General features: G+C 62.7%; 9 protein-coding genes. 4 read left to right on the forward strand and 5 right to left on the reverse strand.

The genetic code is table 11. From position 1 onward, the window contains the following. Positions 1-108: 108 nt before the first annotated feature. Positions 109-270 (forward strand): DUF7556 family protein, encoded by a 162-nt coding sequence (locus tag CV102_RS25755; RefSeq protein WP_187432863.1) that lies wholly within the window; start codon positions 109-111, stop codon positions 268-270. A 118-nt stretch (positions 271-388) separates the two neighbouring features. Then, positions 389-907, forward strand: coding sequence for a hypothetical protein (locus tag CV102_RS05520; RefSeq protein ID WP_148856888.1), 519 nt, complete (start codon positions 389-391; stop codon positions 905-907). A 516-nt stretch (positions 908-1,423) separates the two neighbouring features. Here the strand turns inward: CV102_RS05520 and CV102_RS05525 are convergent. The 5 genes from CV102_RS05525 to CV102_RS05545 all read right to left on the reverse strand — a co-directional run bounded on the left by CV102_RS05525 (position 1,424) and on the right by CV102_RS05545 (position 7,651). Next, complete coding sequence (locus CV102_RS05525; protein ID WP_187432881.1) at positions 1,424-2,734, reverse strand: ABC transporter ATP-binding protein; 1,311 nt, start codon at positions 2,732-2,734, stop codon at positions 1,424-1,426. 16 nt (positions 2,735-2,750) lie between these two features. Continuing rightward, positions 2,751-3,869 carry an ABC transporter ATP-binding protein gene (locus tag CV102_RS05530; protein ID WP_148856890.1) on the reverse strand — a complete coding sequence of 373 codons (1,119 nt, stop codon included), beginning with the start codon at positions 3,867-3,869 and terminating at the stop codon, positions 2,751-2,753. A gap of 2 nt (positions 3,870-3,871) precedes the next feature. Next, on the reverse strand, positions 3,872-4,873 hold the full coding sequence (locus CV102_RS05535) for an ABC transporter permease (RefSeq protein WP_148856891.1): 1,002 nt from the start codon (positions 4,871-4,873) through the stop codon (positions 3,872-3,874). A gap of 2 nt (positions 4,874-4,875) precedes the next feature. Then, positions 4,876-5,874 carry an ABC transporter permease gene (locus CV102_RS05540; protein ID WP_148856892.1) on the reverse strand — a complete coding sequence of 333 codons (999 nt, stop codon included), beginning with the start codon at positions 5,872-5,874 and terminating at the stop codon, positions 4,876-4,878. Positions 5,875-5,977: 103 nt separating this feature from the next. Further along, complete coding sequence (locus CV102_RS05545) at positions 5,978-7,651, reverse strand: ABC transporter substrate-binding protein (protein WP_148856893.1); 1,674 nt, start codon at positions 7,649-7,651, stop codon at positions 5,978-5,980. A 271-nt stretch (positions 7,652-7,922) separates the two neighbouring features. Here CV102_RS05545 and CV102_RS05550 point away from each other — a divergent pair, with 271 nt between their 5' ends. Continuing rightward, positions 7,923-8,342 (forward strand): PPC domain-containing DNA-binding protein, encoded by a 420-nt coding sequence (locus tag CV102_RS05550; RefSeq protein ID WP_148856894.1) that lies wholly within the window; start codon positions 7,923-7,925, stop codon positions 8,340-8,342. Between the two features lies 1 nt (position 8,343). Then, complete coding sequence (locus tag CV102_RS05555) at positions 8,344-11,973, forward strand: DNA polymerase II large subunit (protein WP_148856895.1); 3,630 nt, start codon at positions 8,344-8,346, stop codon at positions 11,971-11,973. Positions 11,974-12,029 lie beyond the last annotated feature (56 nt).

Raw genomic sequence — 12,029 nt, forward strand, 5'->3', positions numbered from 1 at the left:
TAAACCCAGTGTTTCACACGCCGGTCTATCGTCTCGGTTTCCGAGTAGTCGTGAAACTGGACGTTCCAATTCGACGCGTTTATATGTGGGTGGTATTGACATACGCACATGGTGTTAGACACTCACACCGTCTCCTCTGGCGACACTGTCGTCGGCGCGATCGACGCGACCGAGTCTGCCGACGAGTTCATCATCGCGGACATCGCTGTCGACGACGCGTGGCTCTCGATGCGGGCCGACGACGCGCCGACACTTCCGGCGATGCGGTGAGTTCCGCTGTTCGACGCGGTTGACTGTGAGCGTCCCCTGGCGGCGCGGATTCATGCGAGCGGCCGCTGCCCCGCGTATCGTACACTATTTGATTCTCAGACACCTGTGTCTTCGATAAATGGTTGGTCCGCGCCCTCGAGACGATTCCGGACGGGACGCGAGTAACAGCGTCCGAAGCGAGACCGATGACTCCCGGTATACGACCGCGACGTTCCTCTCGGCACTCATCCCGACGGCGCTCGCCCGGCGCGTTATCCGGGTCTCGGTCGAGACCGATCGGGACGTCTACGACCGTGACGACCCCGTCGAGATCACCGTCGATTTCAAGAATCCGTTGCCGGTTCCGATCAAGATCCCGACGCCCGAACGGCGCCGCTGGGGATGGGCGATCGACGGCGAACTCGAGGCCAGCGACGAACGGCGCTACACGCGTGATCGCCCCTCGTCGTTCGACTTCAGGGGTGGCGAGCGAAAACAGACGACGTTCACCTGGAACGGTCGATTCGAGCGCGATCGCGACGGGTCCTACCGCGAGTCCGTGATCCCCGATCCCGGCGAGTACGAGATTCGCGTCTTCGTCGCGACACACGAGGGTGCCTTCGAGCCCAGCGACTCCACGATCATTACGATTCGGTAGCGGGACGAACTGCCGTTGGTGAACCGCCTCGAGGTCAAGCCCTGTGGCATTCGCCTCGAACCACCTGTAAAAAACAAGATCACTGCTCGCCGGATTACGACCGACCCCCCCGACGAGTTATCCCGTGAGGAACCCGCCTGGCGGGAGGTTCGTATCTGGACGTCCGCTCTCGCTCCGCTGCACTCCCGAAAATTGTGGGGAGTTATCGATCGCTCGCTGTACTTTCGTGGTGATGCCGATCGCCATCGTCAGCACTGACATAGTCTTACTCATATACGAGTTAATAATGGCGTCGACTGTTTAAGCCTTTTTACGATTAATGACAATGTTGTATAATTGTTCTCAACGAGATTAGTGAACTACTCACAACGTGATAGAATATCAGCAAACGGGATAGTAGCGTCCGAGTGACGGTTGACGTGTTCGTGAATCGCGCTCGGCATCGATCCCACGATCGACGGTCGACCATTGACGCCCAGAAATCGCGAAAATAAGCGATTCGCCTGTTTCGACTCGCTACCGGTGCAGGTGACAGGCGGCGAAGTGGGCGTCGGTCCCGTACTCCGGTTCGATCTCGTAGGCGGGCTCTTCCGTCGCGCAGATGCTCTGGCGGGCGAACGAATCGAGCAGGAGTTCGCGCGCTTCGTCCCACTCGTCCTGGGTTTGCTCGAGTTCGTCGCTCGCGTGGTCGGTGGCGATGAGGTCGATCGCCTCCTCGACGATCTCTCCTGGCTCGCCCTGGGGAAGGGTGCCGCCGAAGAACTCGACGCGGAGCTCTTCGTCCGTCATGGGTTCGAACGTTCGCCGCTTGACCGCGCGCATGAACGCCCGGGTCTGGTCCCACTTCTCGTCGGTCCACTCGTATTCGTCGGGCGCGATCAGGCGTGGACACCGGGTGCGGAACCGGCAGCCGGAGGGCGGGTTGATCGGGCTCGGTACCTCGCCCTCGAGGACGCCGCGCGCCTCGCCTTTCCGCGGGTCGGGGACGGGAATCGACTCGAGTAGCGCCTCCGTGTATGGGTGTTGCGGGTTCTCGAAGAGCTCCTCCTTGTCGGCCAGTTCGACGATGTTGCCGAGGTACATCACGGCGACCCGATCCGAAATGTGGCGGATCACGGAGAGGTCGTGGGCGATAAAGAGGTAGGTCAGCCCGAACTCCTCCTGGAGTTTCTCCATCGTGTTCAGCACCTGCGCCTGGATGGAGACGTCCAGCGCGGAGACGGGTTCGTCACAGACGATGAAGTCGGGGTTGACCGACAGCGCACGCGCGAGGTTTACCCGCTGGCGCTGTCCGCCGGAGAAGGCGTGAGGATGGCGGTTGTAGTGGTGGGGATCCAGCCCGACCTTCTCGAGCAGTTCTTTCGCCCGTTCCTCTCGACCCTCGTCGTCGAGCATGTCGTGGGCGCGCATCGGCTCCTCGATGATCTGGCCGACCCGCATCCGCGGGTCGAGCGACGACTGTGGGTCCTGGAAGATCATCTGGATCTCGGAGCGCTTCTGACGAAGTTCCTCGCCGCTCAGCGTCGCGAGGTCGTCACCTTTGAAGTTGATAGTCCCGTCGGTGGGCTCGAGCAGGCGAAGAATCGTCCGTCCGAGCGTACTCTTTCCACAGCCGGACTCGCCGACGAGACCGAGCGTCTCGCCGCGCCGGATCTCGAAGCTCACGTCGTCGACCGCTTTGACGCGCTGCTGTCCGACGTCGATCGGCGGGAACTGATTCGGGTCGAAGGAGACACCGCTCAACAGCCCCGAATCCTGGTTGAAGTACTTTTTTAGCCCGTCGACCTCGACCAGCGAGTCTCCGTAGGCGATGTCCTCGCCGCTCATCTCGGATCCGAGTGGACTACTCACCGTCATCACCTGCGCTCGGCGTGCTTGCGGTCATCTGTGGCTCCTTGTCGAGCGGGACGCTCTCGTCGTAGCCGACGTCGAAGACGTCGTGCTTGACGCAGGCCGCGTTGTGGGGATAGCCGTCCGCTCGAGCGACTTCCTTGTTCTCTGGATGGACGCGCTGACAGACCTCCCTGGCGTCCGGACAGCGCGGGTGGAACCGGCAGCCGGAGGGCGGCGAGATCGCCTCGGGCATCACGCCCTCGATCGGCTCGAGTTCGCCGACCGTTCTGTCGGGCCGTGGCATCGAGTTCAGCAGTGCCTCCGTGTAGGGATGCTTGGTGTCGTGAAACAGTTCGTCGACCGGTGCCTGTTCGATGATCTCGCCGAGGTACATGACGTTCACTCGGTCGCAGATCTCCGCGACGACGCCCATGTCGTGGGTGACCCAGACGAAGCTCGTGTCGTACTTCTCCTGCAGTTCGTCGACGAGGTCGATGATCTGGCCCTCGACGGTGACGTCGAGCGCCGTCGTCGGCTCGTCGGCGATGATGAGGTTCGGCTCGCAGGCCAGCGCCATCGCGATGAGCACGCGCTGGCGCATCCCGCCGGAGAACTGGTGTGGATACTCCTCGTAGCGCTCTTCGGGGTCGGGAATGCCGACCTCACGGAGCATCTCGATCGCCTCCTTTCGGGCTTCCTTCCCCGAGAGATCGCGGTTGAGTTCGATGAACTCCCGGAGCTGTCCGCCGACGGTAAACACCGGATTGAGCGTCTCCATCGGGTCCTGGAAGATGACGGCGATCTCGTTGCCCCGGATCCGGGTTCGCATCTCCTCGTTCGAGAGCATATCGTCTCGCTCCCGGAGTTCGCCGTCGGGTCCTTCCTCGAGACCGAAGAGCGTCTCGCCCCTGTAGGTGATCTCGCCGCCGACGATCTCGCCGGGACTCTCGACGAGTCGGAGCAGACTCATCGAGGCGACGCTTTTACCGGCGCCGCTCTCCCCGACGAGTCCGACGATCTCGCCCTCGTGTACCTCGAAGGAGATTCCGTCGACTGCGCGTACTGTACCGGCGTCCGTAAAGAACTGCGTCTTGAGGTTCTCGACGCGGAGTAGTGGTTCAGAACTCATTGTTAGTCGTTAATTCGCGGGTCGAGTGCGTCCTGCAGGCCGTCGCCGAAGAGGTTGAAGCCCATGATGGTGATCATGATCGCCAGTCCGGGCCAGATAGAGAGCCAGACGTTCGAGTGCATGTAGCCGTGGGAGGTGTTGAGCATCTCCCCCCAGTCCGGGGTCGGCGGCTGGGCACCGAAGCCGAGGAACGAGAGGCCGGCGACGATGAGGATGGTCACGCCGATCTGGAGAGTCGCGTAGACCAGTACCGGCGCGAAACTGTTCGGAATGATGTGTCGCAGGATGATGTTTCGATCCTTCACTCCGGCCGCCCGTGCCGCCTCGATGTAGTCCATCTCGCGGACGGACAACACCTCGCTGCGGATGATCCGGGCGAACACCGGAATGAAGGCGATTCCGACGCCGATGATCGCGAACCGGACGTCGGGACTTCCGCCGCTGACGAAGACCGTAAAGACGATGATCAGGATCAGCGGGGGAATTGCGTAGACGGTTTCGATGGCGCGCATCAGCATGTCGTCGATCCAGCCGCCGTAGTAGCCGGCGATTGCGCCGACGGCTGTTCCGCCGACCAGACCGAGGAACGTCGCGGCGATGCCGACGCTGACCGACACCTGCGCACCGTAGACGATTCGAGTGAAGTAATCACGTCCGTTCGGATCGGTCCCCAGGGGATTCGAGAGCGAGCCGTCGGCGTGGAACATCGGCGGCTGGTTGGTCTCGGCTTCACCGGGCGCCGGCAGCCGTTCCGGATGCTCGAGGACGGGGAGCGCCTCGGCGAGCGCGAAGTCCGAAATCGCACCGAACGTGAACCGGGAGAGGTTGCTGTCGACGAGCGTGAAGGCCGTCACAGCAAGCACGAACCCGATTACGTACAGTCCCCAGCGTGCGGTCGTGTCCCGCTTGATCTTTTTGAGGGTATTTCGCCACCCCGTTCGCGCTTCGACTTCCTTTTCAGCCGGTTCGGAGCCGCTTCCGACCTGTGATTCACCTACTGCCATCGTTACTCACTCTCCCCGTACGTGACGCGTGGATCGATGTACGCGTATGCAATATCTGTGATAATGACGCCGATAACGAACATTGTTGCAATAATCATCGTGATGCCCATGATGAGCTGATAGTCGAGTTGTATGATCGCCTCGTAGAACAGCCGGCCGAGTCCGTTGATGTTGAAGACGAACTCGATGAGGACGGCACCGCCGAGCGCCGTCGACAGGTTGAGTCCCACGATCGTGATGATCGGCAGCTGGGCGACCTGGAACGCGTGCTTTCGCAGGATCGTCCGCTCGGGAACGCCGTAGGCCCGGGCGAGCTTGACGTACTCCCCCTGCAGCGACTCGATCATCTGCGTGCGCTCGACGCGCATCAGCGTCGCCATCTGCAGCGTTCCCAGCGCGATCATCGGCAACAGCAGGTAGCGCATCGTTTCGATAAGGTGCTCGAAGTAGCCGCTATGGCCGTACGTCTCCGGTGACCACCACGGGTAGACGAGCCCCGCCGACGGGAGCCAGCCGAGCTGGACGGCGAAAATCAGGATCAACATAATCCCGATCCAGAACGAGGGCGTGCTCACGCCGAACAGTGCAACGATCCGGGAGACGTGATCGAACGGATCGTTGCGTCGCTTGGCGGCGATGATTCCGAGCGGGATCGAGGTGACGAGTGCGAACGCGTACGCCGACAGCACGAGCAGCAGCGTCGGTCCGATTCGACTGGCGATCAGGTCCGTGACGGGCCGGTTCCGGTGGAAACTGTGGCCCATATCTCCCTGCACCAGTCCTGCCATGTAATCGAGGTACCGCTCGTGTAGCGGTCTGTCGAGGCCGTACTGTGCCTCGATTCGCTCGATCTGTTCCGGAGTGACCTCCTGGCCCTGTGTCATGAGTCTGACTGGATCTCCCGGTGTCAGGTTCGCGAGAATGAATGTAAGGATAGAGATACCAATCAGGACGGGAATTGCTTGAATGAATCGATAGGTTGTGTAGCGAAGTAGTCCCATATCTTGGACTGTAATCGGCTTATTTCTTCGTGATTATTTAATTCCTTCCTTGCTCTCTTGTTTACGTGAGGAGGGAAACGGTTCGCCGGGCGTCGACGAGGGATTACTCGTCGATCCAGGTGTTCTGGTAGTCGGAGACGATGCGCGGGTTGTAGCTCACCGAGGGATGCGCGTGGATGTCCTCGACCTCCTCGCGTGCCGCCATCGTGTTGTGTTCGGAGTACGCCGGGAGCACCGGGAGATACTCGATGATCTCTTCGGTGACGTCGACGTACAGGTCACGGCGCTCGTCCTGGTCGGCGCTCTCTCGGGCGTTCAGGATGTTGTCGTGGAAGTCGCCCTGCCCCTCGTAGAAGTGACCCTGACCGACGCCCTCCTGACTCTCGTGGAACAGGTTGTAGTAGTAGACGTCGGGGTCCGGACCGCCGGTCCAGCCCAGCAGGTACATCTCGTAGTCGTCGACGTTGCCGGTGTTGTACGTGTCGACGAGGGTCGCGAAGGACATCCCCTGGACGTCCGCGCCGTAGCCGATCTCGCTGAGTCGCGAGCCGATCCGCTCGGCCAGCGCCTCCCGCGGACCGCCCTCCGGGGCGATGATGCGCGGCTCCCAGTCGTCCGGGACGCCGGCCTCCTCGAGGAGTTCCTGGGCTTGGTCGGGATCGTACTCGGGCATCTCCTCTTCCCACTCGTCCATCGGGAACTCCCAGCCACCGGATTCGTCGGTGACCTCCGGAATTGGACTCGACAGCGGGTCGGCAGCGGGGCCGAGGTGCTCGTTGACGAACTCCTGCATCGAGAACGAGTGCGCGACGGCGCGTCTGACGTCGGGATCCGTCGTCTCGCCCTCGTTGCAGTTGAACGCGAGGTACATGTACGACGGACTCCGGCTTCCGTGGATACGAACGCCGTCCGCTCCGTCTACTTCGTCCCACTCCGTCGCCGGAACGGTGTCGATGACGTCCGTGTCCCCTGCGAGGACCTGTGCGACACGGTTGGCGTCGTCCGGTGCCGCCTCGAAGCGGATGTCCTGAATATATGGCATCGGCTCATCCCAGTAGTCCTCCCAGCGCTCGAGTTCGACGTACTCGCCGGGCTGGAACTCTGCAAACTGGAACGGACCGGAGCCGATCGGATCCGTGTTGAACGCTTCCGGGTCTTCGGTTCGGACGTCTTCCGGGACGACCGGAACTGCCATCGTCGACATCGTAAACGGACCGTACGGGTGCTCGAGGGTGACCTCGAGCGAGTAGTCGTCGATCGGTTCGGCGGACTCGATCATCGCGTACGTCGCCGCGTTCTGGGTTTCCTCCTCGACCGGCGCGGTAAAGGAGTGGGCGACGTCCGAGGCGGTCAGTTCGTCACCGTTGTGGAACTCGATTCCCTCCTGGATGTCGAAGATGTACGTCTCGCCGTCGTCCTCCTCGTCGGGCATCCCATCTGCGATCTTCGGCTCGAGTTCGAGTTCGTCGTCCCACTCGTAGAGGCCGTCGAACACCAGGTTCGCGACCTGCATACTGTAGGAGTCGAAGGAGATGACGGGGTCGTAGTCCTCGTCCGGATCTGCCGGCTGCAGGAACTCGAGCGAGTCGCTTCGATCCTGGTCGTCGGGCTCTTCCCCGTCGTGCTGGTACTCGCTGATGTCCGCGACCTCGTCGTCGCCGTTGCCGTTGTCGTCGTCTCCGTTCCCACCGATGCACCCTGCAATAGTTGCTGCGGAAACCGCACCACCCGTGGCGAGAATTCGCCGTCGGGCCCATAAGTTCTGGTTGTTTGCCATTCTCACAGTAATGGCCGTGACAACAAGACATATATGTTTTGGTCTTTAGTGAATGACACCTGGTATCACCCTTTGATTCGTAAAACCGAACCCGTCTCGACTCTCTGACTGAATATTTCGAGCCTCTTGACCGATAATTGTATCATTAGGGGCTCTGGGACGCACCCAATTTCGTCGGGGCGACACCATCAGAATCGAGAGTCGCTCTTGGGAGCCATCACCGCGTGGGCGACCAGTGGTCTTTTTCTCTCGGCCGACACAGTAGTTGCGTATGAACTATCGAGCCGTCGAAACTGTGGACGAGTACGTCGCTCGTCTCGAGACGGGAGCGGACTGGCGGGCCGAGATCGAGTCGCTCGCGAACGAGGTCGACGCCGACGCGGGCTGGTTTAGCGCGCTCGGAGCGGTCCAGGACGCCGAACTCTGGTTCTACGATCAGGACGAGTGCGAGTACTATCCGATCGAGTTCGACGAACCGCTCGAAGTCGCGAGCTGCATCGGGAACATCTCGCTCCTGGATGGAGAGCGATTCGCCCACACCCACGCCGTCCTTTCGGACCCCGACGGCACTACCTACGCCGGTCACCTGAACGAAGCGACGGTCTGGGCCGGCGAGGTCCATCTGCGCGTCTTCGAGGAACCCCTCGAGCGCGAGTACGACGAGACGACCGAACTCGACCTCTGGCTCTGACATGCGCGAGGCAGACGAACAGTACTTCGAGCGACTCGAGTCCCAGTTGGACGACGCGTTCGACGTCGCCGAGCGGGCCAAAGAGCGCGGCGGAGATCCCAAACCCGAAGTCGAGATTCCGGTTGCCAAGGACATGGCCGACCGCGTCGAGAACATTCTCGGGATCGACGGCGTCGCCGAGCGCGTCCGCGAACTCGAGGGCCAGATGAGCAGGGAAGAGGCGGCGCTCGAACTCGCGAAGGACTTCGCGGAGGGCCGGGTCGGCGACTACGAGACGAAAGCCGGCAAGGTCGAGGGTGCTGTCCGGACGGCCGTCGCCCTGCTCACGGAGGGTGTCGTCGCCGCACCGATCGAGGGGATCGACAGGGTCGAAATTCTCGAGAACGACGACGGTACCGAGTTCGTCAACGTCTACTACGCCGGTCCGATCCGTTCGGCGGGCGGGACCGCCCAGGCACTCTCGGTCCTCGTCGCCGACTACACGCGCGCACTCGTCGGAATCGAACAGTACGACGCCCGAAGCGAGGAGGTCGAACGCTACGCCGAGGAGATCGGCCTCTACGACAAGGAGACGGGGCTGCAGTACACACCCAAGGACAAGGAGACGAAGTTTATCGCCAAACACCTCCCGATCATGCTCGACGGGGAGGCGACCGGCGACGAGGAGGTCTCCGGCTTCCGCGACTTAGAGCGCGTCGACACCAACAACGCCCGCGGCGGGATGTGTCTCGTCTTGGCCGAGGGAATCGCGCTGAAGGCGCCGAAGATCCAGCGCTACACGTCGGCTCTCGACGAGATCGATTGGCCCTGGCTGCAGGACCTCATCGACGGCAACTACGCTAGTGACGGTGAGGCGGACGCCGACGACGCGGACGAGTCCGACGACGAGACCGATGGCGACACAGACTCGGATGCAAGCGAAGCCGACTCCGGTGCGAGCGACGAATCGACGGGACCGCCTCGCGTCGAGGAGTCGACGAAGTTCCTCCGCGACCTGATCGCCGGCCGGCCCGTCTTCTCCCATCCCTGTGCGAACGGCGGATTCCGACTGCGCTACGGCCGAGCGCGTAATCACGGCTTTGCGACCGCCGGCGTCCACCCTGCCGCGATGCACCTGGTCGACGACTTCCTCGCGACCGGCACCCAGATCAAGACCGAGCGACCCGGGAAGGCGGCCGGCGTCGTCCCGGTCGACTCCCTCGAGGGGCCGACGGTCAAACTCGCCAACGGCGACGTCCGCCGGGTCGACGACCCCGAGGAAGCACTCGAGATCAGAAACGGCGTCGAGAAGATCCTCGACCTCGGCGAGTACCTCGTCAACTACGGCGAGTTCGTCGAGAACAACCACCCGCTCGCGCCGGCGTCGTACACCTACGAGTGGTGGATACAGGACCTCGAGGCCGCAGGCGCGGACGTCCAGGCACTCCGGGACGACCCCCGGATCGACCTCGAGTTCCCGCCCGCCGAGCGGGCTCTCGAGTGGGCCCACGAGTACGACGCCCCCCTCCACCCCGAGTACACCTACCTCTGGCACGACCTCACCGTCGAGGAGTTCTCTACCCTCGCCGAAGCCGTCTCGAACGGACGAATCACGAACGCCGGCGAGACGCTCGTTCTCGAGCACACCGACACCGTTCGCGCTGCCCTCGAGCGGATCGTCATCGAACACCGGCAGCGCGAGGACCGCCTCGAGATCGACGACTGGAAGCCGTTCGTTCACGCTGCCGGCTGCGAGATTCGGCAGACGGCGACCGACGGCGCCTCCGAGCGATCGGCCGACGCCGCCGACGGCCCCGAACTCGACGAACCGGGCCTCGGCCTCGAGCGGACCTGGGCCGACGACGACCTCTCCGAACGCGCCCGAAGCTGGGGGCACGAATCGGCGGGCGACAACGCTATCGAGGCGGTCAACGAGGTGGCCCCCTTCGCGGTCCGCGAGCGCGCGCCGACACGAGTCGGCAACCGGATGGGCCGACCCGAGAAGTCCGAGCGCCGGGACCTGAGCCCGCCGGTCCACACCCTCTTCCCGATCGGCGAGGCCGGCGGCGCACAGCGCAACGTCGCGGACGCGGCCAAACACGCCGAGACGATGTCGGATACCCCCGGCGTCGTCGAAGTTCAGATCGGCCGCCAGCGATGTGAGTCCTGTGGCACGGAGACGTTCAAGAACCGCTGTCCGGACTGTGGCGACCGAACGACGCCGGACTACCGCTGTCCGGACTGTGACAGCCAGATCGAACCCGACGAGGCCGGACGCGTCGAGTGTGGCCACTGTGAGGTGGAGGCGACCTGCGTCGACCGACGCGAAATCGACATCAACGAGGAGTACCGCGACGCCCTCGAGTCGGTCGGCGAGCGGGAGAACGCCTTCGAGATTTTGAAGGGCGTCAAGGGGCTCTCTTCGGCGACCAAGATCCCCGAACCGATCGAAAAAGGAGTTCTGCGGGCGAAACACGACGTTTCGTCGTTCAAGGACGGCACCGTCCGTTACGACATGACCGACCTTCCCGTCACCTCGGTCCGGGCGAGCGAACTCGACGTCGACGTCGGACAGCTACGGGCGCTCGATTACGAGGAGGACATCCATGGCGAACCGCTCACGCACGAGGATCAACTGGTCGAACTCAAGGTCCAGGACATCGTCCTTTCGAACGGCGCGGCCGAGCACATGATGCAGACCGCCGCCTTCATCGACGACCTGCTCGAGCAGTACTACGGGCTCGAGCCCTTCTACGAACTCGAGGACCGACAGGACCTGGTCGGCGAACTCGTCTTCGGGATGGCGCCGCACACGTCGGCGGCGACTGTCGGAAGGGTGATAGGATTCACGAGCGCAGCAGTCGGGTACGCTCATCCGTACTTTCACGCCGCTAAGAGGCGCAATTGTGACGGCGACGAGGATTGCGTGATGCTCCTGATGGACGGTCTATTGAACTTTAGTGAAAGTTTCTTGCCAGATCAACGAGGCGGAAAGATGGACGCGCCGCTGGTCATGTCCTCCCGAATCGACCCCTCCGAGATCGACGACGAGGCTCACAACATGGACATCGTCTCGCAGTACCCCCGCGAGTTCTACCTCGCGACCTTAGAACAGGCCGACGCCGACGAGGTCGACATCCAGATCGGCGAAGACACGCTGGGAACCGACGGCGAGTACACCGGCTTCGAGCACACTCACGACACCACCGACATCGCGATGGGGCCCGACCTCTCGGCGTACAAGACCCTGGGGTCGATGATGGAGAAGATGGACGCCCAGCTCGAGCTCTCGCGAAAGCTCGCGGCGGTCGACGAGACCGACGTCGCCGAGCGGGTCATCGAGTACCACTTCCTGCCGGACCTGATCGGTAATCTGCGGGCGTTCTCCCGACAGGAGACGCGCTGTCTCGACTGCGGCGAGAAGTTCCGTCGGATGCCCCTGACCGAGAGCTGCCGGGAGTGTGGCGGCCGCGTGAACCTCACCGTCCACCAGGGATCGGTCAACAAGTACATGCAGACCGCGATCGAGGTCGCCGAGGAGTACGACTGCCGGACCTACACGAAACAGCGCCTCGAGGTTCTAGAGCGGTCGCTCGAGAGCGTCTTCGAGAACGACAAGAACAAACAGTCCGGGATCGAGGACTTCATGTAACCTCACGGACTCGTCGGTGCGACACCGAACGAACTCCACAGCTTTCCGCCGAACAG

Origin of the sequence: Natronococcus pandeyae (assembly GCF_008122205.1) — an archaeon.
GTDB classification, from domain to species: Archaea; Halobacteriota; Halobacteria; order Halobacteriales; family Natrialbaceae; genus Natronococcus; species Natronococcus pandeyae.